General features: G+C 70.7%; 24 protein-coding genes. 9 read left to right on the top strand and 15 right to left on the bottom strand.

Annotated elements, in window-relative coordinates; all coding sequences use genetic code 11:
• Positions 1-291: 291 nt before the first annotated feature.
• On the bottom strand, positions 292-981 hold the full coding sequence (locus tag AB0B72_RS03510; protein ID WP_367736695.1) for an alpha/beta fold hydrolase: 690 nt from the start codon (positions 979-981) through the stop codon (positions 292-294).
• Positions 982-1,164: 183 nt separating this feature from the next.
• On the opposite strand from AB0B72_RS03510, the gene AB0B72_RS03505 reads away from it, so the two are divergent.
• Entirely contained in the window at positions 1,165-1,413 is a 249-nt protein-coding gene (locus tag AB0B72_RS03505; RefSeq protein WP_367736694.1) for a hypothetical protein, read from the top strand.
• Between the two features lie 174 nt (positions 1,414-1,587).
• Complete coding sequence (locus tag AB0B72_RS03500) at positions 1,588-2,742, top strand: SRPBCC family protein (protein WP_367736693.1); 1,155 nt, start codon at positions 1,588-1,590, stop codon at positions 2,740-2,742.
• Between the two features lie 24 nt (positions 2,743-2,766).
• On the opposite strand, the gene AB0B72_RS03495 is transcribed toward AB0B72_RS03500, so the two are convergent.
• The 8 genes from AB0B72_RS03495 to AB0B72_RS03460 form a co-directional block, all read right to left on the bottom strand.
• Positions 2,767-3,327 (bottom strand): hypothetical protein, encoded by a 561-nt coding sequence (locus AB0B72_RS03495; protein WP_367736692.1) that lies wholly within the window; start codon positions 3,325-3,327, stop codon positions 2,767-2,769.
• A 117-nt stretch (positions 3,328-3,444) separates the two neighbouring features.
• Positions 3,445-3,912: a hypothetical protein gene (locus AB0B72_RS03490; RefSeq protein WP_367736691.1), complete on the bottom strand. Its 468-nt coding sequence runs from the start codon at positions 3,910-3,912 to the stop codon at positions 3,445-3,447.
• 139 nt (positions 3,913-4,051) lie between these two features.
• Complete coding sequence (locus tag AB0B72_RS03485; RefSeq protein WP_367736690.1) at positions 4,052-4,492, bottom strand: N-acetyltransferase family protein; 441 nt, start codon at positions 4,490-4,492, stop codon at positions 4,052-4,054.
• Positions 4,493-4,530: 38 nt separating this feature from the next.
• Positions 4,531-5,145 (bottom strand): HAD-IA family hydrolase, encoded by a 615-nt coding sequence (locus AB0B72_RS03480; RefSeq protein WP_367736689.1) that lies wholly within the window; start codon positions 5,143-5,145, stop codon positions 4,531-4,533.
• A 104-nt stretch (positions 5,146-5,249) separates the two neighbouring features.
• Positions 5,250-5,978, bottom strand: coding sequence for a hypothetical protein (locus AB0B72_RS03475; protein ID WP_367736688.1), 729 nt, complete (start codon positions 5,976-5,978; stop codon positions 5,250-5,252).
• 658 nt (positions 5,979-6,636) lie between these two features.
• A complete protein-coding gene (locus tag AB0B72_RS03470; RefSeq protein WP_367736687.1) occupies positions 6,637-7,086 on the bottom strand; it encodes a protein-tyrosine phosphatase family protein in 450 nt (149 codons plus the stop codon).
• Between the two features lie 280 nt (positions 7,087-7,366).
• Positions 7,367-8,710 (bottom strand): sensor histidine kinase, encoded by a 1,344-nt coding sequence (locus AB0B72_RS03465; protein ID WP_367736686.1) that lies wholly within the window; start codon positions 8,708-8,710, stop codon positions 7,367-7,369.
• 40 nt (positions 8,711-8,750) lie between these two features.
• Positions 8,751-9,623: a helix-turn-helix transcriptional regulator gene (locus tag AB0B72_RS03460; RefSeq protein WP_367736685.1), complete on the bottom strand. Its 873-nt coding sequence runs from the start codon at positions 9,621-9,623 to the stop codon at positions 8,751-8,753.
• A gap of 162 nt (positions 9,624-9,785) precedes the next feature.
• Here AB0B72_RS03460 and AB0B72_RS03455 point away from each other — a divergent pair, with 162 nt between their 5' ends.
• Positions 9,786-10,001, top strand: coding sequence for a hypothetical protein (locus AB0B72_RS03455; protein ID WP_367736684.1), 216 nt, complete (start codon positions 9,786-9,788; stop codon positions 9,999-10,001).
• A gap of 59 nt (positions 10,002-10,060) precedes the next feature.
• On the top strand, positions 10,061-11,458 hold the full coding sequence (locus AB0B72_RS03450; RefSeq protein ID WP_367736683.1) for a sensor histidine kinase: 1,398 nt from the start codon (positions 10,061-10,063) through the stop codon (positions 11,456-11,458).
• A gap of 79 nt (positions 11,459-11,537) precedes the next feature.
• Here the strand turns inward: AB0B72_RS03450 and AB0B72_RS03445 are convergent, their stop codons facing one another.
• A complete protein-coding gene (locus AB0B72_RS03445) occupies positions 11,538-11,942 on the bottom strand; it encodes a VOC family protein (RefSeq protein WP_367736682.1) in 405 nt (134 codons plus the stop codon).
• 195 nt (positions 11,943-12,137) lie between these two features.
• Here AB0B72_RS03445 and AB0B72_RS03440 point away from each other — a divergent pair, with 195 nt between their 5' ends.
• Complete coding sequence (locus AB0B72_RS03440) at positions 12,138-12,743, top strand: DNA-binding response regulator (RefSeq protein WP_367736843.1); 606 nt, start codon at positions 12,138-12,140, stop codon at positions 12,741-12,743.
• Here AB0B72_RS03440 and AB0B72_RS03435 read toward each other — a convergent pair.
• The 3 genes from AB0B72_RS03435 to AB0B72_RS03425 all read right to left on the bottom strand — a co-directional run bounded on the left by AB0B72_RS03435 (position 12,630) and on the right by AB0B72_RS03425 (position 16,118).
• On the bottom strand, positions 12,630-14,612 hold the full coding sequence (locus AB0B72_RS03435; RefSeq protein WP_367736681.1) for a histidine kinase: 1,983 nt from the start codon (positions 14,610-14,612) through the stop codon (positions 12,630-12,632). The genes AB0B72_RS03440 and AB0B72_RS03435 overlap by 114 nt on opposite strands.
• Positions 14,613-14,747: 135 nt before the next feature.
• On the bottom strand, positions 14,748-15,206 hold the full coding sequence (locus tag AB0B72_RS03430; RefSeq protein ID WP_367736680.1) for a nuclear transport factor 2 family protein: 459 nt from the start codon (positions 15,204-15,206) through the stop codon (positions 14,748-14,750).
• Between the two features lie 54 nt (positions 15,207-15,260).
• Positions 15,261-16,118, bottom strand: coding sequence for a GNAT family N-acetyltransferase (locus tag AB0B72_RS03425; RefSeq protein ID WP_367736679.1), 858 nt, complete (start codon positions 16,116-16,118; stop codon positions 15,261-15,263).
• A gap of 144 nt (positions 16,119-16,262) precedes the next feature.
• On the opposite strand from AB0B72_RS03425, the gene AB0B72_RS03420 reads away from it, so the two are divergent.
• Together AB0B72_RS03420 and AB0B72_RS03415 are read left to right on the top strand one after the other, a co-directional pair.
• Entirely contained in the window at positions 16,263-16,529 is a 267-nt protein-coding gene (locus AB0B72_RS03420; RefSeq protein ID WP_367736678.1) for a hypothetical protein, read from the top strand.
• The gene (locus tag AB0B72_RS03415) at positions 16,526-16,837 is read left to right on the top strand and encodes a type II toxin-antitoxin system PemK/MazF family toxin (RefSeq protein WP_367736677.1); all 312 of its coding nucleotides are present in this window, start codon (positions 16,526-16,528) and stop codon (positions 16,835-16,837) included. The genes AB0B72_RS03420 and AB0B72_RS03415 overlap by 4 nt, the downstream gene beginning before the upstream one ends.
• A 13-nt stretch (positions 16,838-16,850) precedes the next feature.
• On the opposite strand, the gene AB0B72_RS03410 is transcribed toward AB0B72_RS03415, so the two are convergent.
• Positions 16,851-17,444, bottom strand: a complete 594-nt coding sequence (locus AB0B72_RS03410) for a TetR/AcrR family transcriptional regulator (protein WP_367736676.1) — start codon at positions 17,442-17,444, stop codon at positions 16,851-16,853.
• A 153-nt stretch (positions 17,445-17,597) separates the two neighbouring features.
• On the opposite strand from AB0B72_RS03410, the gene AB0B72_RS03405 reads away from it, so the two are divergent.
• Both AB0B72_RS03405 and AB0B72_RS03400 read left to right on the top strand, forming a co-directional pair.
• Positions 17,598-19,052 carry an MFS transporter gene (locus AB0B72_RS03405; protein WP_367736675.1) on the top strand — a complete coding sequence of 485 codons (1,455 nt, stop codon included), beginning with the start codon at positions 17,598-17,600 and terminating at the stop codon, positions 19,050-19,052.
• 40 nt (positions 19,053-19,092) lie between these two features.
• Positions 19,093-19,893: an SDR family NAD(P)-dependent oxidoreductase gene (locus AB0B72_RS03400; RefSeq protein ID WP_367736674.1), complete on the top strand. Its 801-nt coding sequence runs from the start codon at positions 19,093-19,095 to the stop codon at positions 19,891-19,893.
• An 88-nt stretch (positions 19,894-19,981) separates the two neighbouring features.
• Here the strand turns inward: AB0B72_RS03400 and AB0B72_RS03395 are convergent, their stop codons facing one another.
• Entirely contained in the window at positions 19,982-21,145 is a 1,164-nt protein-coding gene (locus AB0B72_RS03395) for a hypothetical protein (protein ID WP_367736673.1), read from the bottom strand.
• Positions 21,146-21,196 lie beyond the last annotated feature (51 nt).

Raw genomic sequence — 21,196 nt, 5'->3', positions numbered from 1 at the left:
ACTGGACGCGCTTGACAGACGCTTCGGGACCACCCGTCTGCCGGGCGACGAGGGCCGCCCATGACGCCATCTGCGCTGACGAACTCAGCCGCCGGGTATCCATGACGGAGTCCCGGCCGTGCCCCCGATTTCCTGGACGTACGGCCGGACCCCTGGATCAGCGACGTCATCACGTGATCGCCGTCGCGAACGGTCGCACGTAGCTCGGTGCGACCGTTGTGCGGCGGCTCGGTCCTGACGGACGCTCGGGTTTCAGAGGGTCTCCACCGGACCTGGCGCGGAGTGTTCGCGTCAGCCGGCGGCGGCCGCTTGCTTGATCACTTCGGCGACGGCCTGCGGCTGGGAGATGTAGACGGCGTGGCTACCGGCGGCATCCGTCACGGTGGCGCCCGCGCGCTCGGCCATCGCCCGCTGCAGCGGCGGCGGGATCGTCTGGTCGTGGGTGGCGACCAGGAACCAGGTGGGCTTGGCGCGCCAGGCGGGTTCGGTGACCAGACCACCGGCCGCGCCGACACCCCACGGCACCTGCGAGTCGGCCATGAACGCGGCCAGCCCCTCGGGCAGATCGCCCGCGAAGGCGCCGTGGAACTTGTCACGGTCGATAACCAGGAACCCGTCGCCCACGGGCACGATCGGCGGCGCCGGAGTGCCCGGCGGCGGGTCGGCGAGGAGCGTCTGCACGGACTCACCCTTGTCGGGCATGAACGCGGTGACGTAGACGAGCGCCGAGACCCGCGGGTGGGTACCGGCCTCGCTGATGACCGAGCCGCCGTAGGAGTGTCCGACCAGCACGGTGGGGCCGTCCTGAAGGTCCAGGATCTGCCGGACCGCCTGGGCGTCCCCCTCCAGCGTCAGCGTGGGGTTCTGGGCCACGCTGACCCGGTACCCGTCCCGTGTGAGCAGGTCGTAGACGCCCTGCCAGCCTGACCCGTCGACGAAAGCGCCGTGCACGAGCACGACGTTGACCGCGGTGGAACTCATGATGCTTCCTCCTGGCATAGCTTGCGATGCAGACGTGGCTCGGACTTCAACAGCCACCCGTTTGCTCCGACGTCAAACGCGGGTCAGTTGCATCGCCTCGTCCTTCACCTCGGAAGCGTATGAGCGCGTACTGCATAAGCACTGACCAAAAACTGAAACAGCCCGTAGCCCCTTTTCCAGGCCATGTGGAGGTCCCGTGAGGTCGCCGATTATCAACCCGGGTGTCCGGTCGAGCTCCAGGTGGGGCGGCTGACCAGCACGGCCGACATGGTCGACCTGATCTGGGACGACGACGCTCCGGCCACCGCCGTCAACGCCATCCAAAAGTACGTCGGTGCGCTGCGGCGCTTATTGGAGGACGCGACCCGGCCGGCCAGCATGGAGCCGGCCGTACGAGTCCACGACCGGCGAGCCAGGACCGGCTCCGCGTGAAGAGCGACCGCAGCGTGTCCGTGGGCCAGGTCGCTGATTGGGTGCGCAGGAGCCTTGAATCCCGACGAAAAGGATCTTACTCTCAATCCGGTCGACACGGGATTTCTGTGTCGTCTCACGGGATAGCCGCAGCCTGGGGCACCTGTGCGCTTGGCATGACGCTCCGGAGGTACGGTGGCACCGGATTCGATCCCCGCAATCGATCACATCTCGGCCGGGTACGACCCCGACCCGGCACTGTCGATGTCGTTGCACGCCGACGCCTACACGGATCCGAAGTGGTTCGACGTCGAGCAGCGAGCGATCTTCGCTCGTACGTGGCAGTGGCTGTGCCACGTGGAGAAGCTGCGGGAGCCGGGCAGCTACGTGACAGGCACGGTGGCCGGCATGCCGATCGCCGCCGTCCGGGACGAGGCGGGCACGCTGCGGGCGTTCTACAACGTGTGCAAGCACCGGGCGCATGAACTGCTCTCCGGTTCCGGCGTCCGGCGGAGCATCGTGTGCCCCTATCACGCCTGGAATTTCGACCTGACCGGCCGGTTGAGGCGAGCGAGGAACACCGGCGGCATGCCGGGCTTCGACTCCTCCACGGTGTGCCTGGACCGGATTCAGGTCGCCGAGTTCGGCGGCATGGTCTACGTCAACCTCGACCCCGAGGCGGCCCCGCTATCGGAGCAGGCCGGCGACCTGGAGGCGGAGATCGAGGCGCGGGCACCGGACGTGGCGAAGCTGACCCTCGCCCGCCGGCTCACCTACGACATCGCCTCCAACTGGAAGAACGTCGTCGACAACTTCCTGGAGTGCTACCACTGCCACGTGGCCCACAAGGACTTCGTGTCCCTGGTCGACATGAACACCTACAAGGTCACCACGTACGGGATCTACTCCAGCCACATGGCCCAGGCCGGCAAGACGGAGAACTCCGCCTACGACGTGTCGGATGCGACGGTCACCGAGCACGCGGTCTGGTGGCTGTGGCCAAACACCTGCCTGCTGCGCTATCCCGGACGCGGGAACTTCATGGTGTTGCAGATCATCCCCGACGGCCCGGAACGGACTCGCGAGATCTGGGACTTCTACTTCGAGACCGCGGAGCCCAGCGAGGCCGAGCTGGACGGCATCCGGTACATCGACGAGGTTCTCCAGGTGGAGGACATCGCCCTGGTGGAAAGCGTCCAGCGCGGCATGCGCACCCCCGCGTTCACCCAGGGAAAGATCGTTTATGACCCGGACGGATCGGGGTTGTCCGAGCACGCGCTCCATCATTTCCACGGCCTCGTCCTCGACGCGTACCGGCACGAGCTCGAACGATCCCGCTCATCCCGCTAGCGACGAGCCATGGATGGGCCCCGGTCAGCTGTCGGTGCCATCCGGAGACTCGGCATCCAGACGGGCGATGATCGGGGAGATGATTTCGTCGAGCTTCCTGACCACCACACTCAGAGCTCGCCTGGCGGTCGGCGCGAGATCGTCATCCGGGCCTGACGGAGCGGGCGGCAGGTCCCCGAGCGGCACGGGAATCTGTGCGAGCAGGCTGCCGCGCAGGAAGGGCAGCTTGGCCGTGTCCCGGGGGCTCGGCTCGACGAACTGCCCGAACAGCTGCTGCCACCCCTGCCAGCCCCGGTCTCGCCACCATTCACGGGAGTCGGTGAGGGCGCGGGGCAGCGGCGCGACGATCGTCACCTCCGCGTTCAGCGTCCCGTCCCAGGTGTTGCGGACGCAGGTGGCCGACAGGATCCGGCGGTGCCAGCGGACGTACGGAGGTGACGTGATCGGCAGCGTCGCGACCCGCCACGCCGCGCAGGCGAACAGGACTGGGGCGATGTCTCCGAAGGAGTCGGCGAACTCCCCTGCGTTCTGCCGGACCTGGCCGGCGTAGCGAGTGTCGTCGCGGTCCAGCCAGAACGCGGTCACCGGTCTCCCCTACAAGCTGAGTAATGACTCCGGTTAACTATATGAGTCCCTTCACCCCGGCGGGGGCCCGGTCACAGCGGCCCCGCTCCGGAACGCAAGCGCGGCCGCCGCTCGCGTCTACTCGGCGTCGAGGCAGGGGCGGCACATGACCACGTTGACGATGCCCATCCTGGCGCTGTGGCAGGGCCTGCTGCCCGCGGCCTCTCCGGTGCAGATGTCCGGCCGGTCCGCGTGCCGCACACCGCAGATGCAGTGGCAGGGATCCGCGACTCGCTCGGACCCCCCGCGTTCGTACGCGTCCATCAGGGTGCGTCCGTCAAGGCACTGCGCGAAGGTGATCATCTGCTGTACGGCGGGCGACCGTGCCCACGCGGAGACCCCGCGGATCAGCATCTCGCCGACGGGGCGATCGCTGCTGGGAGCGGCGGAGTTGCCCGCCACGTGGGCGGGCACGGGGGTGGGCACGGGGGTGGGCACGGGGGCCGCGGGCGGCTCCGCGGTCCACACCATGGCGTCGGCGCTGCCGTACCAGGCGATCACGTCGTCGATCGCCGCCAGGGTCCGCTCAGGGTCCTGTGACGTCATGCCGATCGCCTCCCCGCTAAGCCGCCAGGGTGATCTCATGCTCTCATTTCCGCGCACCGGCGGGTAACGGGAGCCCCACGGCCGGGCGGCCACCGGTCCTGTCCACGTGGGACATGTCCCTGCCGCGCCAGGGCACGGCTCAGGGAAGTCTCAACGTGATGAAGGGCACGCTGTCACCCGGAGGCAGATAGCTGTCGACCTCGACGAAGCCGTGCGTCTGCGCGAACCGCAGCCCGTCCACGTTGGACGCCAGGACGATCGTCTCGATCTCGCCGGCGCCGAGCGCTCGCGCCTGTGCCAGCCCTCGCTCGTAGAGCTTCTCACCGAGCCCTTGCCTGCGGTGATCGGGGAGCACGCGGGCGATCACTGTGGCGGTCGACGCGCCGCCGGTGGGCGGACGCACCGTCGAGCAGCCCACGAGAACGTCGCCGAGATAGGCGACTTCCAGCCTGTTGCGCTGGGCGCGTTCACGCACCTCGTCGAGGGACAACGCGTCAGTGGGGATGATCAGGTTGTGGACGTACTGCCAGTCCTGGAGCATGGCATCGTCGTTCGCCTGTTCGATGCGGAGGTTCGTCACCGCAGCAGGAAACCGCGCCACCGTGGGAGCGTCAACTCTCAGTGACGCGGCAACGGCGCGAGCGCCCGCTCCAGGTCGGCCACCCCTCCGTACAGGACTGCTGTCATGCCGCACGCGGCGGCGGCCTCGACGTTCTCCAGGCGGTCGTCGACGAACAGGCACCGCCGCGCCGGGGCGCCGGCCCGTTCGGCGGCGATCTCGAAGATCCTCGGGTCGGGCTTCACGACCCCGACGCGTGCGCTGCTGACGACGTCGTCGGGGAACCACGTCAGGCCCAGCCTGTCGAGGTCGTCCTCCAGTGTGAGGGTCGCGTTGGTCACGAGCACGACGGGCACGTGAGCCTGCGCCAGGCGGAGCAGGTCGAGCACGGCCTCGTCGGCCCAGAACGGCGCGCCGGTGAACGCCGCGGCCAGTTCCCGGGCCCGCTCCTCGGGCACGTGGCCGGCCAGGGTGACCGCGATCGATTCCATCCACTGCTCGGTCGTGATCTTTCCCAGGAGCGCGGGCAGGTCCGTCTCGGACGCGAAGGCGGCCTTGGCGGTCGCGCCTTCCGCCAGCCCCGCTGCGCGCTCCAGCCCGGCCAGCTCCGCGTGGTCGTAGAAGCGGATGACGCCGTCGAAGTCGCACAGCACGGCGTCGAAAGGCAGCGTCATACGGGCTCCTGTTCAGGTCGGGTCCGGCCGTACGCACCCTAGAGGAGGGCCCGGTCGCCGGGCATGGCGACCAGGCCCTTCGCCTGTCGTGCGGAATTGGCGCGTTACTGACCGAGCGCGGAGCCGGTCTGGTTTCCGTTCACCGTCCTCGGCCACAGGAGGGGCAGCAGGACGAGCGGGGGCGAGCACGCCGCACGCCGGTCCGCGGCGGCCAACGCCGCCAGGGCCGAAGAGGCGGTGCAGCCGGTCCGGACGCCGACGCCCAGCGCGCCCACCAGCGTGACGCCGAGGACGTCTCCGAGCGACCCTACGCAGCCGCGGGTGACCACCGCGCAGGAAGCCGGTGCCGTGACCACGGGGACCTGCTCAGGAACGGCGACGAGCGTCGTGCCGTTCGAGGGCACGCAGGCCACCTTCCGGCAGCCCTGGGTCAGGACGTCCAGGCCCGCCCCGACCCCGACGCCGAGGCAGAGCGACAGGTGCAGCGCGAGGCCCAGCCCGCAGGGCTTGGGCGAATCGGGTGTGCTCAACGGCGTGTTGGGCGGCACAGTGGGAATCGGCACCGACGGGACGGGGACGGCGGTCGCGATGACGGTGACCGTCGGGGTCGGCCGGGGGTCCACCAGGGGACGGACGATGTCCTGCCCCGTCGTGTCCGTGGAGGCGGTGTCCGGCGTCTCCTTGGAGATGGTGTCCGGCGTGTCGGAGGTCGATGAGGAATGGGTGTCGGGCCGGCCGGAAGAGCTGGAGGGGCCGGAAGAGCCGGACGAACCGTGCGGCCCCGGGTTGCTGTGGTTGCCGGACTGGTGGGGCCCGCCGGTCCCGCCGCTCACGGGTCCGCCGGCGCCGGGCCGGCCCTGCGCGGGCCGGTCGCCGCGACCGTGCCGGTCATGCGGCGGACGCTTCTTGTGCGTGTGATGCGCTTCCTGACGACAGCGCGGGTGCTGGCGGCACGACCGGTGGGGGCGGCCGGCGCTCGGGACGATGGGAACACCGTCGCGCGCGGGCACCGCGCCGACCTCGGCCTTGACCGGCGCTATCACGGCACTCGCGGGGACAGTGGCCGACAGGGTGGCCGCGGCGACCGTAACGGCGAGAAACCCTTTCGTGAAGCGACCGCGGACAATCGGGTCGAGCCTCTTTTCATTCCGAGGAGGAATCAAATCACGTCCCCTTACAGATGTGTCGAATTCGGGTGATGGCGCTAATCGCGACGCCTGCCGAGAATACCGTCCAGGCAGGCGCCGCCCCCGAACGCCGATTGAGGACAAGGCAAACAGATGCCACGGTCAGGGAAAACCGTTCCCCTGACTGTGACACTCAGCCTCTTTTGGGGCGGAAATCGAACGCGCTCCGGGTACGCCGGATACCGCGGGTTTTCCCTCACTAAAAACGACAGATCGCCGGACGCACCGCGATTTCATCGCGGGCTTTTCAATTGCGGCGATGTGCCCGTCTCGCCCCCGGCGAATCCCGCCGGATCCCGGTGGATCAGGAACCGGTGCGGGTGGAGAACCACGTCACCCACCGGCGTTGCCAGGGAGTCTCGACCGCCCGATGGTGGTAGTGCTCGCGCGTCCACGCGACGGCCTCACGAGGAGGAAGACCCGTGAGGGTGACCATGCACGCCAGGACGGTGCCGGTACGGCCGATCCCACCGCCGCACGCCACTTCGACGCGACGACCCGACCGCGCGTCGTCGTACAGGGCCGCGATGGACCGGGCAGCCGCCTCCTGGTCCGTGGGGAGCAGGAAGTCGGGCCAGCGAACCCATTCGTGCGGCCACCGCAGGGTGGCCTCATGGCGGCGAAGCAGCCGGGGCGAGCCGAGGTAGAGCGCGTAGTCGGGCACCGGACCGCCGGGCAGGGGACGGCGCAGCCCGCGACCGCGGATCCAGGTGCCGTCGGGAAGCTGGATGGCGCCGGTGAGCGACGGGGTCATAGGGCGATTGTCGTCCACGCCGCCGCCCCCGGAGAGTCGAAAAGCCCGAAAAGTTCGGGGGGCTGGCGGGCCGGACGGGCCTGGAGGCGGCCGGTCGATGTCCGGGCCGGTGATTTGCAGGGGTGGAAGCCCTCGCGCTCACCCCGGCCGCCTCCACGCTCACCCGGCCCGCCGTCACCGCGCCGCGGCCTTCCTCGATCACGGCCTGTTCGCCACCTCCCGCCGCCCCGGGAGCCGGAGCCGGGGTCGGTCATGGAGGGCTCGAAACGGCCCGCCGAGGTCAGCGCAGCGGGAGCCCGAGTACGAATCGGGCTCCCCGGGCAGAGTCCTCCACGCGCAGCGTGCCGCCGTGGGCCTCGGCGATCTCCCGTGAGATGGCGAGGCCGAGGCCGCTGCCTCCCGGATCACGGCGCCGCGCGTCGCTCAGCCGGATGAAACGGGCGAAGATGCGTTCGCGCTCCTCCGGCGGGATGCCGCTCCCGTCGTCGGTCACGCTCAGCCGCGCCTGCCCGTCCGCCGCCTCCACGGCGACGTCCACCCGGCTCTCGGCGTGCCGCTGGGCGTTGTTCAGCAGGTTCTCCACCAGCCTGACCAGCTGGATCCGCGACCCCCTCACCCGTATGCCGTCCGAGACCTCGACCTCGACCTTGACCGGCGGCCGGGCGGGCCGGTGGGCCGCGATCTCGCTGACGAGGGCGCCGAGGTCGATGTGCTCGGGCGGAGCCGGGGCGGCGGCCCGGATCCGGGCCAGTACGAGGAGGTCGTTGACGATCGCCTCCAGTCTGTCGGTGGTCGACAGCGCCGAGCGGATCGTCTCGCGCGGGTCGACGTCCGCCGGATGGAGCAGCGCCTCCTCCAGGCCGGCCCGCAGCCCGGCGATCGGCGTCCGCAGCTCATGCGAGGCGTCGGAGGCGAACCGGCGCTGCTGCCGCACCGCGGTCTCCAGCCGGCAGAGGGTTTCGTTCGCGGTCTGCGCGAGCAGGGCGATCTCGTCCCCGCCGGGAGGCAGGGGCACCCGGAGACTGAGGTCGCTGGCGGTGATCTCGGACAGCTGCGCCCGGATGCACTCCACCGGGCGCAGGGTGCGGCCCACGATGATCCAGGCGAGCCAGGTGACCAGGCCGAGCACGAGTATGGCCGAGGCGGCGATGCCGAGCTCCAGCACGTGGTGGGCGAGGATCGCCGGCTCCCGGAGCCCGGCGTACACGTAGAGCGACTTGGCGTCGGGTGTGACGCGCAGCGCAAGGATCATGTCGCAGCGGCTGCCCCGCTGGCAGGTGTTGACGGCCTGGAACCGGTCGTCCGGGGGAGGTCGTACGTCCGTCAGCGGCGACGACCGCGACGCCGCCTTGCTCGCGCTGGTCACGTGGCCGTGGGGGTCGACGACCTGGATGAGGTCGACCCGGGCCGGTGCGGGGATCACCCGGGGCACGTTCCCGTCGCGCACGGCCGCGCTCCACTGGGTGGCGATCCGCTCCGTCTCCTGGTACGACTCGTCCTGGATCTTGTACCGGACCACCACGTCGAGGCAGGCGCCCACGGTGACCAGGAAGACCAGGGACAGCGCGGCCACCACCATCGTGTAGCGCGCCCTGATCGAACGAGGCCACGAGATGGAGCTCACGCCGCCCTCCCCTGACGATTCAGGCCGAGGAGGGCGACGCTCACCAGTAGGACTGCGGCTGAGCGCCCGTCAGGACGCGAGGCGGGCCTGTCAGCGGCGAGCCGGCCATCTCCCCCAGCATGGCCATCGCGCGCTCGGAAGCGCTTCCCGGCTCCGCCTGGAAGATGACGAGCTGCTGGCCGGGGGCGCTGTTCACCGTGAGCGACTCGTACGAAAGGGTCATCTCGCCCGCGATGGCGTGGCGGAACCGCTTCATCTCGTTTGTCCTCGGCAGCACGTCGTGGCGGGCCCATATCCGCCGGAACTCCTCGCTCTGCGAGAGCTCCTCGATGAGCTCGGGCAGGTAGGGATCGTCCGGGTCGGTCCCCGCCGACGCGCGCAACTGCCCGACCTTGGAGTACGCCGTCTCCTGCCAGTCGAGGTAGAACCCGGCCGAGTCGGGGTTGAGGAACGTGAGGCGGAGGATGTTGTCGTTGTGGTGCAGGCCTTCGTAGAGGACGTCGGCCATCTTGTTCCTCGCGAGCATGTCCAGGTAGCGGTCGAGGATGAACGCCGGGGTGTGGTCCCACTTGTCCAGGAACCGCAGGAGGGCGGGGCTCACCTGCTCCCTCCGGTGCGCCGGCTGCTGATGCCGCGGCCGGGGACGCGCGAGCTCGTGCATGTGCTCGGCCGCCGCGGCGTCGAGGGAGAAGACCCGGGCGAGGGCGTTGAGGACCTGCTCCGAGGGGCGGCGCTCCCGTCCTTGTTCCAGCCGTATGTAATAGTCGATGCTGACGCCGGCCAGCATGGCGACCTCTTCACGGCGCAGCCCGGGGGTGCGGCGACGCCCCCCCGCGATGAGGCCGACGTCCTCGATACCCGTGGCCTCGCGGCGAGCGCGAAGGAAGTCCCCTAGTAGTCGATTGCTGTCCATTTTGTCACCTTACGGCCGATTCATCCCTCTTAGGGTGGTCCTGCTGCACCCAGGGTGGCGAGTCCCAGGAAGTCCGTAGCCTGCCGCTTTACGCAGGTCAAGGCACACAATGGGCTCAGCGTCCACCTCGGGCGCCCCTCCGGCCCCCGACACAGCGCCGGAGTGATCCCCGAAAGAGAAGAGCACGCCATGTTCCTCTTCGGCATAGCCGTAGGCCAGGGAGAGATGTTGCTCCTGGTCCTCGGCGGCGTTCTGCTCTGGGTGGCGATCGCCGGCGGGGCCGTGCTTCCCCGCAGGTTCACCGGTCCCGGCCGCGGGACCGCGCAGACCGAGGACGAGCAGTTCGTCATGCCGTCCCCCGACGAGCAGCGGTGCTGATCGGGCTGACAAGAACAGCGAGACGCGTCCGGCTGCGTCCGCGATCGATCCGTGGCCGGGTGACCCTGCTCGTCGCCTGCCTGTCGGTGCTCCTGCTGGTGCCGGCGGGCATCCTCACAGCCGCGTTGGCCCGCCAGCGGCTGGCCGGGATGGAGTGGCGCAACGCCCGCAGGCAGGCGGACATCACCGCGGCCGACGTCCGCACGGGACGGTCGCAGGGCCTCATCGTCCCGCAGGTCTCGGGGGCCGACCTCGTCCAGGTCGTCTCTTCGGACCACCGCGTCCTCGCCTCGTCCGCCGCCGCCAGGACGTTGCCTCCGCTGACCTCGAAGTGGCCGACCCCGCAGGAGCCGCGCCAGGACGTGCAGACCTGCTCCACACCCCAGGTGGGCTGCGTACGGCTGGCGGCGGTGCTGGCGTGGGCGGCGCGCGGCTCTCCCGCGGTCTTCGCCGGGAGCCGGGTTCCGGGCCTGGTCTCGACGAGCATGTTCGACGCCTTCTTCGCGATCCAGGTCACCGGTCTGATCGCACTGGCGACCTGGACGACCTGGAGGGTGACCGGCCGGACCCTGCGCCCCGTCGAGGCGATCCGCGCCCAGCTCGCCCTGATCAACGCGGATGACCGCAGCAGCCTGGTGCCGGAGCCGCCGGGGGACGACGAGATCGCCAGGCTCGCCCGCACCATCAACACGACGATGGGCCGGCTGGATCGGGCCAGACGGAGCCTGGAAGGGATGCTCAGCCGGCAGCGCCAGTTCGCCTCCGACGCGTCCCACGAGCTGTGGACCCCCATCGCCGGGCTGCGTACCCAGCTCGAGGAGGCACAGCTCCACCCCGACGAGTCGGACATGTCGGTCGTGCTGGCGGGCGCGCTGGGCGACGTGGACCGGCTGGAGAGCATCGCGAGCGATCTGCTGCTCCTCGCCCGGCTCGGCGCCCACCCGCCGGAGGCGCTGGTCCGTATCGACCTCGCGGAGCTGGTCAGGGGTGAGCTGCTCAGGCTCTCACCGGCGTCGCGGGCGGCGCAGGCCCCGCGGATCCAGCCATGTCTGCACCCCGGCGTCTTCGTGTACGCGGTGCCCGACCACATTCGCCGCGCCCTGGGGAACCTGCTCGACAACGCCCGGCGACATGCGAAGCGGGACATCTGGGTGCACGTGCGAAGCACGGCGAACAGCGCGGAGCTGACGGTCGACGACGACGGCGAGGGGATCGCCGCGACCGACCGGGAGACGGTCTTCCTGCGTTTCACCCGGCTGGACACGGCGCGCAGCCGCGACCACGGCGGCACGGGGCTTGGCCTCGCCATCGCCCGGGAGATCGCGCAGGCCCACCACGGAAGCATGTCCGTCGACGAGGGGATCGCCGGCGGCGCGCGCTTCGTGCTGCGCATCCCCCTCGCCCAGCCGGGCTGGGAGCCGCGGGAAACGGCGGAAGCGCCCCCGGAGACAGCGTGATCCGGCGTGGGCGACCAGGCCCGCGACCCGGTCGGTCAGGCCCGCCCTGAGGCCGTGGGCGAACCTCTCCTCAGCCCGGTTACCCCGCGAGCGCGGACGGGTCCAGGAAGGTCGCCTCCCACGTGTGCCCGTCGAGGTCGTGGAACCCGCGGGTGTAGACGAACCCGAGGTCCAGCGGTTCCTTGGAGGGAGTGCATCCGGCCTGGAGCGCCTTGTCGACCAGCTCGTCGACCCGCTGCCTGCTCTCGACGCCCAGAGCGATGATCGACTCCGTGGTCTTGGTGGCGTCGGCGATGTCCTTGCCGGTGAAGGTGGCGAAGTAGGCCTCGGTCAGCAGCATCACGTAGATGCCGTCCTCGACGACCATGCAGAGCATGTTCTCGTCCGCGAAGCGCGGATCGAAGGAGAACCCCAGCCCGCCGAAGAACTTCTCCGACGTGCCGAGATCCTTCACGGGCAGGTTGACGTAGATCTGGGTGGGCATGCGGTTCCTCCTGTCGGCGTCCGCGCCGGCCGGGCGGTCGAGCGGAACGATGGGGCGAGACGGGCGGTCGGTGCAGGTGGGGTGGAGCCGGGGCCGCGACCTCGCGATAGGTTGCTCTGTTAGATTCGCCCACCGGCGCCGGGGCCGGTAGTGCCACGTTCAGCAGTTCCTTCTGAAGGATTCACAGGGGTGGCCGTGATCCGGGTAATGATCGCGGAGGATGTCCGCATCCTGCGGGAGACCCTGTCCGCCGTGCTCGGCCTCGAGGACGACCTGGTCGTGGTGGCCGCTGTGGAGCGCGGCGACGACGTCGTGGCCGCGGCCGCCGCCGCGGGTCCCGACGTGGCGGTGATCGACATCGATCTGCCCGGTCTCGACGGCTTGAGCGCCGCCCGCGACCTGCGTGAACGGGTGCCCGGCTGCCGCGCCCTGGTGCTGACCGGCATGGCCAGGCCCGGCTACCTGCGCCGCGCCCTCGCCGCCGGAGTCTCCGGGTTCCTGCTGAAGCACTCACCGCCGGAGGATCTGGTCAAGGCCATCCGCGCGGTGGCCGCAGGGGAGCAGGTGGTGGACCAGCAGCTCGCGCTCGCCGCGCTCCAGGCGGCGCGCAGCCCCCTCGCCGCCAGGGAGGCCGACGTGCTGCGGCTCGCCGCCACCGGGGCCGAGCCGGACGAGATCGCCGAACGGCTATCGCTGACCAGGGGGACGGTCCGCAACTACCTTTCCTCCGCCGTCCTGAAGCTGAACGCCAGGAACCGCGTCGACGCGATCCGCATCGCCACCGACGAGGGCTGGCTCTAGGGGCACCTCGGCGAGGAGGAGGTAGGTCCCGTCCGTGATCTCGGTGGTGAGCCTGCCGCCCAGCTCGCGCACGCGCTCGGTGAGGTTGCCGACACCGGTCCCGGTACGGGCGCCCGTCGTGGCCGGCGGGACCCCGTCGTTCATGAGGTGCAGCCGCACCACGCGGCCGGAGTGCGCGGCCTCCAGGACGCAGCGCCGGGCAGCGCTGTGCCGTAGCACGTTGGTCACCCCCTCGCGCAGAACGGTGGCCAGCACGGTGTCGACCTCGGCGGGCAGCCGTACCGGGCTCACGGTCCCGCTCACCGTGACGCCCGCGGCGCGCAGCACCTCGCGCGCGGACTCGGACTCGGCGGCGAGCGACATCCGGCGATAGCCGGCCGCGACCGACTCGATGTCCGCCAGCGCCTGCCGCGCCGCGGCCAGCCCCTCGGACAGCTCGCGAGCGGCCCGTTCCGGATCCCTGCCGAGCAGGCGGAAGGCGAGCTCGCTCTTCAAGACGATGACGGACAGGCTGAATCCGAGCAGGTCGTGAAGATCGCGGGCGAACCTCAGCCGCTCCCGCGCCACCTCGGTCCTCGCGAGCTCGGCCCGGGCCGCCCTCAGCTCGATGGTCAGCCGCGCCATCCGCACCAGCCCGTACACGACCAGGGCGCGCTCGCCGGCCCAGACCGCCTCGTAGAGGTTTCCCCGCGGGCCCGGATCGCCCAGCCCGGCCCCCCACAGATGGAAGATCGCGTCCTGGAAGACCAGCGGCACCGTCACCGCCCACCTGACCGCGCCACGCAGCAGCACCGCCGTGAGGCCGGGCAGGAAGTACGTGACGTGCCAGGTCTGGAGGCCGAAGACGGCCACCGGTGCGGCGGCCAGCACGACCTGGGCGCCGAGGGTCCACCCCCAGCCGCCGGGCCTCCCCTCGTCCTCGCCGGGCGTGCAGTTGCGCAGGTAGAGCGCGACGAACGCGGCCAGGCAGGCGACCAGCAGCGCGACCTGCGGGCCGGTCATCTGCCCTCTCGCGGCGTACCGCACGGCCCCCGGGACGATCATCAGGCAGACGGTCGCGACCCCGAGCAGCGCGACCGCGGTCGTGGTGAGATCGTCGGCGACCGGCCGCCACCCGGCCGGCCTCTCCGAGCGGTGCGAGTGCGCGACGGATCTGGTCTCGTTCAGAGCCTCACGGGCGATGTTCAGACTGCCGTCCAGCCGCTCCCGCGCCGCTTGAGGATCGCCGGTCTCCAGGACGCCTTCGCCCTGCCGGACGACATCTCGCAGGCGCGCCGCCACCCGCTCGTTGAGCCGCCGGGCGAAGGCCAGCCGCTCCCGGGCGACCTCCGCCTCCGCGAGCCGGGTGCGGGTGGCCCGCAGGTCGGCGACCAGGTCCGCCAGCCTGGCCACGCCGTACAGCGCGATCCCGACGAAGGCCGTGTGCCCCACGACGAGGTAGAGCGCCTCGGCCGCGGTCGGCCGTACGGCGAGGGCCGACAGCAGTTGCATCACCAGGACGAGGGCGAAACCGGCCCAGGCCGCCGCGGCCGGGCGGACCAGAAGCAACAGGGCCGCCGCGAGGAATCCCGAGTTGCCGTACCAGGTGGAGGCGAAGCCGATCATCCCCACGGCGGTGAGGACGGCCTGGGCCGCCAGGGTCCATCGCCAGCCCTTCGGCCTGCGGCCGCCTGAGCGGTGCACGCAGTTGTACAGGTGCAGCGCGAGCAGGGCCGCCAGCAGTGCGATCGCGGTCGCCTTGGTGAGGGCCGGCTGATCGGAGTCGGCGACGCCGATGACTCCCCCGAAGGAGAACCCCAGGCTGACGACGACGGCGACCAGCCGGGCCAGGCGCGGCGCCGTCGCCGGTCCCGCCGGATCGAGTCTCACCGCACCTCCGCCGAACTGATCCTGCGACGAGCCTACGCAGGAGGCCCAGCGAGACGGGCGGCGATCATCCGGTCGTTGCGGTTTCGGGACGCGAGGCCCCTTCCCAGCGGCGGCTCTCGCCGGCGGCCGGGCCCGTCACCTCAGCGGGAAGCCGGCGCCGTGCTCGTCCGGGGTGCGGGGCCCGTGGAAACGGCGGTCGCCCTCAGCGATGGAGACGTCGTTGATGCTGGCCTCCCTGCGCCTCATCAGGCCTTCGGGGGTGAACTCCCACAGCTCGTTGCCGTAGCTGCGCCACCACCGGCCCTCCGCGTCGTGCCACTCGTACTGGAAGCGCACCGCGATCCGGTCCCCGCCGTACGACCACAGATCCTTGCGGAGGACGTAGTCGAGCTCCCGCTCCCACTTGCGCCGCAGGAACCCGATGATCTCCTGGCGGCCGGTCAGGAACTCGTCCCGGTTGCGCCACACGGAGTCCTCCGTGTAGGCGGACGCGACCCGCTCGGGATCCCGCGTGTTCCAGGCGTCCTCCGCCGCCTGCACCTTCTGCCTCGCGCTCTCCTCGGTGAACGGCGGAAGCGGCGGTCGTGCGGTCATGGCAGGCCCCCCGATGACGTCGGCGTTCCCCCCATCCTAGGAACGCGGGCCCGCTCAGCCGAGGGCGACCATGAACGGGGCGAACAGGCGGGTCCGGTCCCCCGGCATGGGCCGGCCGCCGTGGACCATGAACGACGTCGAGAACGCCTGCGGGACGCCCCGCCCGGCGATCCAGTCGATCATCTCCGGCCGGTCCCGGTCCAGCTCGACACGCATCGGGCCGTCCGTACGGCCGGCGAGGTCGGCGATGAGCGCGCGCGCCCCGCCGGCGTCCCGCGCGACCACGGGCCCGACGACCGTCGTGTCCATGTTGGGCCAGGCGGCGGCGTAGCCGGTGATCCGGCCGCCCTCCTCCACGACCCGCACCTCGTCGGCGAAGGTGAGGAGCTTCTCGACCAGGAAGGCGCGGTCGGCCCCGAACACCTCGAGGTCGAGATGGAGCATGGCGGGCAGGTCACCCGGACCGGCGAGGCGTGACCGCGGCGGAAGGCCGTCCGGCTGGAACCGGCCCCAGCGCGCCTCCGCGACGGCGGCCGTCTCGAAGCCGAGCTTCTCGTAGAGCGGGCGGCCCTGCTCGGTGGCGTACAGGAAGATCACCGCGTCGCCCGACTGGGCGATCGCATGGCTCATCAGCCGCCGTCCCAGCCCCTGCCGGGCATAGCGGGCCGCGACGAGCATCATGCTGACTGCGACGGCCGTGTCCGCGAAGCGGGTGAGGACCACCGTGCCGGCCAGCCCGCCCAGCGGGTCGTCGATCCCGTATCCCTCGCCGTGCTGGAGGAGCAGCAGCCACTTGCGGTCCTCCCGCCCCCAGTCACGGTCGGCGGCGAGGGCGAGACAGGCCTCCAGGTCGCCGGCGCCCAGACGGCGGATCTTCAGCTCGGACGTGACGACGGAGTCGAGCGTGCTCATGGCCACCTTTCGCAGCGGAATGCCCGACGATAGCCACCCCGTTCCGGGCCGGACAAACGGTTTTCGTCCAGGACACTCCCGGCGCCGAGGTGTGGATTCCGTCAACTCCTACCGCGAGTATTACGCGCTAGGTACACTCCGGGTATGGCGAAGGACAAGACGTCGATCAGCATCGCCCCGTGGATCCTGGAGAAGGCCCGGGCGCACGCCGAGGCGAACGGGCTGAGCCTGTCGGCCGTGATCGAACGGGGGCTCCTCCGGGAGATCGCCGCCGGCCACGACCAGGCGGGCAGGGCCGCGTTCTACGGCTCCCCCGGCATCGCCGCCCAGGAGGCCGACGAGGCCGCGATGCGCGCCGACACGGACAAGGCGCTGAAGGACAAGCGCGGAGAGGCGGGGGCGGCCGCGTGACCCACCGCTTCGGGGAGCTCTGGACGGTCCGGCTGGCCGACCGCGAAGAGGTACGCCTCATCGTGTCCGGCGATTTCTACCACACCCTGTACGGCGACAACGCCCTCACCGCGTACGTGGAGTCGGCTGACATGGCGAGCGCGCTGACCGCGTTCTCCATCGACGTCGGCGGCGGCCGGGCGGCGATGGTCGACCGGATCACCACCGTGCACAGCGGCCGGCTGAAGGAGAAGGTCGGCGACCTCCCGACGGCACGGCTCGCCGACGTCCGGGGCATGCTCGCCGCCATCTTCGGCTTCGCGAGCTGACGCCCCTCCCGGTTCAGGCCCGGCCGTTCGTCCGCGTGCCGCCGCGCACGCCGTCGAGGGCCATCTCCAGCACCCGCTCACGCTGGGCGTCGTCGGCGAAGGCGGCGGCGCTGATCGCGTTGATCATGCGCAGCACGTCGTCGAAGCCGATATCCGGGCGCACCTCACCGGCCTCCTTGGCCCGCGCCAGCAGGGGCTCTCCGGCCGCGTACATCGCGACCCGGCAGGACCGGAACATCTCCGAGTCGCGGTTGAGCGCCTCATATACGGCCCGCTTCGTGGCGGCGTAGGTCACGAAGCGGCGCAGCCAGGCCGCGAGCGCCTCCCAGGGCGGCAGCCCGGCCACGTCTTCGGCAGCGCGGCAGAGCTCCTCGACCTCGCCGACGTACACGCTCTCGAACAGGTCCTGCCGGGTCGGGAAGTTGCGGTAGAGCGTGCCGATGCCCACGCCCGCGCGGCGGGCGATGTCCTCCAGCGACGCCTCGGTGCCGTGCTGCGCGAACGCCTCCCGCGCGGCTTCGAGCAACGCGTCGAAGTTGCGCCGCGCGTCGGCCCGTTGCGGGCGCCGTACGGCGACGGCGGGCCCTGTGACCGGCTTGTCCGCCACGATTTCCTCCCACGACTTGTACCGGAGGCACCCCTCCGCTAATGTGGAGGCACCCCTCAACTTTAACAGGCAAGGCCGCTGCCCCGCGACGTCCATCCGCGGGAGCGGACGTCGGCCGCATCACCGCGGCGCGACCATCTCGAAGGGCCTTTCATGGCACGCAAGACCTCTTCAACACGGCTGACCTTCATGGTCCTGGCGGCCGCCGCCGCCGCGTTCTCGACACTGCAGTCTCTGGTCAGCCCGGTGCTGCCGACCATCCAGCACGACCTGCACACCAGCCAGAGCACGGTGACCTGGGTGCTGACCGCGTGGCTGCTGTCCGCGTCGGTCGCCACCCCGCTCATGGGCCGGATCGGCGACATGATCGGCAAGGAGCGGACGCTGCTCGTCGCGCTCGCCGCCATCGCGCTCGGATGCCTGGTCGCGGCGCTCGCCCCGAACATCGGAGTGCTGATCATCGGGCGGGTGATCCAGGGGCTCGGCGGGGCGGTGTTCCCCGTGTCGTTCGGGATCGTCCGCGACGAGTTCCCTCCCGCACGGGTGTCCTCGGCGATCGGCGGCCTGTCGGCCGTCATCGCGGTGGGCGGCGGGCTGGGCATTGTGCTGGCCGGCCCGATCGTCGGCGCGCTGGGCTGGCGATGGCTGTTCTGGATCCCGATGATCATCGTGGCGGCGACCGCCGTCCTGGCGCACCGGTACGTCCCCGAGTCGCCCGTGCGCACGCCGGGACGGGTCGACTGGCTCGCCGCCGTACTTCTGTCGGGATGGCTGGTGGCGCTGCTGGTCCCACTGAGCGAGGCCACCTCGTGGGGGTGGAGCTCACCCAAGGTGATCGGCTTGCTCGCCGCCGCCGTCATCGGCTTCGCCGCATGGATCACGGTGGAGCTGAGCTCCCTCCATCCGTTGATCGACATGCGCGTGATGCGGCTGCCCGCGGTGTGGACGACCAACCTGGTGGCGCTGCTGTTCGGGGGCGGCATGTTCGCCGCCTTCGCGTTCCTGCCGCAGTTCATGCAGATCCCGCGGGCCGCCGGTTACGGATTCGGCTCCAGCATCACCGGCGCCGGGCTGCTGATGCTGCCCATGCTCGTCACGATGGCGGTCGCTGGGACCGTCAGCGGCCCGATCACCTCGGTCGTCGGCCCCAAGGCGCAGCTCGTGTGGGGCTCGGCGTGCGGCGCCGTCGCCTGCGCCGCGTTCACCGCCTTCCACGACCAGCCGTGGCAGGTCGCGCTCGCCACCGGGTTGTTCGGGCTGGGACTCGGCCTCGCCTACGCCTCGATGACCAACCTGATCGTGCAGAGCGTGCCGGCGCGGCAGACCGGCGCCGCGGGCGGCATGAACGCCAACATCCGCACCATCGGCGGCTCGATCGGCACCGCGGTCGTCAGCTCCGTCATCACGGGACATCCGCGGCCCGACGGCCTGCCGTACGAGTCCGGCTTCACCCACGGCTTCCTGCTGCTGACCGTGGTCTCCGCGGTGACCGTGGCCGTGGCGTTCCTCGTCCCCCGCGGCGGCGCCGGACGCCACGAGGCGACGAGCTCTCCCGGCGCGGACGGCGCCGCGCCGCGGCACGAGGACCTGACACCGGCCCAAGCCTGACAGGCCGGAGACATGTGACGATCGACAAGAAGGACATGACATGGATATGAGATTGACCGGCAAGCGGGCGCTGATCACAGGGTCGAGCGCGGGGCTCGGCCAGGCCGCCGCCCTGATGCTCGCGGACGAGGGAGTCGAGGTCGTGGTGCACGGCCGCGACGAGGCCCGCGCCACCGCCGTCGCCGAGACCATCCGATCGTCCGGAGGGCGGGCCGATGTGGCGGTGGGCGACCTCGCCGACGACGAGGGCGCCGACGCGGTCGCGCGGGAAGCGCTGGCCGGCGGCCCGGTCGACATCCTCGTCAACAACGCCGGCGCCTACGACCACCTGTCCTGGGCCGACGCCACGCCGGAGGTCTGGGCTCGGGCCTACGAGACCAACGTGATCTCCGGAGTACGGATGATCCAGCGGCTCGTGCCCCAGATGCGCGAGCGCGGATGGGGGCGAGTGATCCAGATCGGAGGTGGCCTGGCGACCCAGCCGATCGCCGCGCTGCCGCACTACAACGCCACGCTGGCGGCCCGGCACAACCTGGCGGTCTCCCTCGCGCGGGAGCTGAAGGGCAGCGGGGTCACCTCCAACGTGGTCGCCCCGGGCGCGATCCTGGTCGACGCGCTCAAGGAGCTGCTGACCACGGTCGCGCCCGCGCAGGGGTGGGGCACGACCTGGGAGGAGATCGAGCACGCGGCGGCCGAGGACTGGGGGTCGAACGACATCGGCCGGTTCGGACGGCCCGAGGAGATCGCCGCCGCCGTCGTCTACCTCGCCAGCCCGCACGCCGACTACGTCAGCGGCGCTACCCTCCGCGTCGACGGCGGCACCATCCGCAACGTCCAGTAGCCGCTCACGCGCTCATGCCCCGGCCCTGGGAAGCCGGCGGCCTCGATGGGCCCGTGCCGCCGAGGCCGCCGAGCCTTTCCGACCCGCACTATGCGGTCGGCCCGGCGTCCCCCACGCGCTCCGTGAACCACACGAGCGTGTCGATCACCGTGCTGACGACAGCGGCCTTCAGGAGCAGGGTGATGGGAAAGGAAGGGTAGAGATCGAGCTTGTCGGAGCCGATGTCCACTCCCGGCGCCTCGTTGAGCCGTTGCCGCAACTCCTCCCGGAACGCCGGCTGGTCGAACGGCCGCCTGCTCTTGAGAGCGCCGAAGGGAACCTCCACCGTCTTGGGATAGAAGCGCACCATGTTGAGCGTCTTGCCATCACGCCGGATCACCGGTGTGCAGGACGCGCCATCGCGTCCGTACCGGACCTGTCCGCCACGACTCCGCCACCAATCGAGCAGCATGAGCACGGCGTGCTCGACGGGCTCTCCGCTCGAATGCCGCAGCCGCTGAAAGTAGCGCTCCTCACCGTGGAACAGGTCCGTGGAAAGCTCCGGTTCGGGCTCATGGTCCGCCTCCTGCGCCCGCAGATCGGCGGCCGAACGCTCCTTGGGCGGCCCGTCCAGCGCGACCAGGATGGCGGCCGCCACGCCCTCCAGCCAGTCGATGACCTTCCGCGTCTCCTCGGCGCCGATGCCGAGCTTCTTTCCCGGGCGGTCCGGATCGCGGTCCGCCTCATGGGAGATCTTGTTCCGCCGTCCGGCGATCCGGGTCATCTCGTCGATGACCACCTTCTGCGTGATCGGCTCGCCGTCCGCCCGCTCATCGGAGAGGATCTTCGCGACCTTCGTCCAGAGCTGCACATCGCTGACCAGCGCGAAGCCTTCGCGAATCTTGCCGGGGTTCTGATACGACCGCCACCCCAGCGTCTTACGCAGATGCCCCCGGAACGCCGCCTCCAATGACATCGTGCCCAGGCTGACGTTCTCGAAGAGCTCCATCGGAATGTCGAACTCCAGAAACCTGCGAGGCTTGACGCCTCCTCGCTTCTGAGCGATGACCACGGCCCGGTGATAGATCTCCTCGTGCACCCAGTGATCCAGAGCTGCCACGGCCTGCACCCATGCGGCACGAAAAAGGTCCTCCGTGTCGAAGGAGGTGACCGCCAGGTCCGACAGCAGCCGTCCACCTTCGACAAGCTGCCGCGCATAGCCGAGATTCTGCTGGAAGTCCCCGAAGGCGGGAGTGGAAGCCAAATATGCCACGGAGATCCTCAAGTCGCCCAGCGATGGTCATCCCGATTATCGGAATCTTGA

This window comes from Microbispora sp. NPDC049125, from assembly GCF_040802045.1.
In the GTDB taxonomy this organism is placed as follows: Bacteria; Actinomycetota; Actinomycetes; order Streptosporangiales; family Streptosporangiaceae; genus Microbispora.
This window is presented reverse-complemented; position numbering and strand designations above follow the sequence as displayed.

Coding starts and splice junctions, on each gene's coding strand:
- AB0B72_RS03510 (WP_367736695.1), bottom strand. CDS start 981: ATGAGTTCCACCGCGGTCAACGTCGTGCTCGTGCACGGCGCTTTCGTC.
- AB0B72_RS03505 (WP_367736694.1), top strand. CDS start 1,165: ATGTGGAGGTCCCGTGAGGTCGCCGATTATCAACCCGGGTGTCCGGTC.
- AB0B72_RS03490 (WP_367736691.1), bottom strand. CDS start 3,912: ATGACGTCACAGGACCCTGAGCGGACCCTGGCGGCGATCGACGACGTG.
- AB0B72_RS03480 (WP_367736689.1), bottom strand. CDS start 5,145: ATGACGCTGCCTTTCGACGCCGTGCTGTGCGACTTCGACGGCGTCATC.
- AB0B72_RS03470 (WP_367736687.1), bottom strand. CDS start 7,086: ATGACCCCGTCGCTCACCGGCGCCATCCAGCTTCCCGACGGCACCTGG.
- AB0B72_RS03460 (WP_367736685.1), bottom strand. CDS start 9,623: ATGGACAGCAATCGACTACTAGGGGACTTCCTTCGCGCTCGCCGCGAG.
- AB0B72_RS03445 (WP_367736682.1), bottom strand. CDS start 11,942: ATGCCCACCCAGATCTACGTCAACCTGCCCGTGAAGGATCTCGGCACG.
- AB0B72_RS03430 (WP_367736680.1), bottom strand. CDS start 15,206: ATGACCGCACGACCGCCGCTTCCGCCGTTCACCGAGGAGAGCGCGAGG.
- AB0B72_RS03425 (WP_367736679.1), bottom strand. CDS start 16,118: ATGAGCACGCTCGACTCCGTCGTCACGTCCGAGCTGAAGATCCGCCGT.
- AB0B72_RS03420 (WP_367736678.1), top strand. CDS start 16,263: ATGGCGAAGGACAAGACGTCGATCAGCATCGCCCCGTGGATCCTGGAG.
- AB0B72_RS03405 (WP_367736675.1), top strand. CDS start 17,598: ATGGCACGCAAGACCTCTTCAACACGGCTGACCTTCATGGTCCTGGCG.
- AB0B72_RS03400 (WP_367736674.1), top strand. CDS start 19,093: ATGGATATGAGATTGACCGGCAAGCGGGCGCTGATCACAGGGTCGAGC.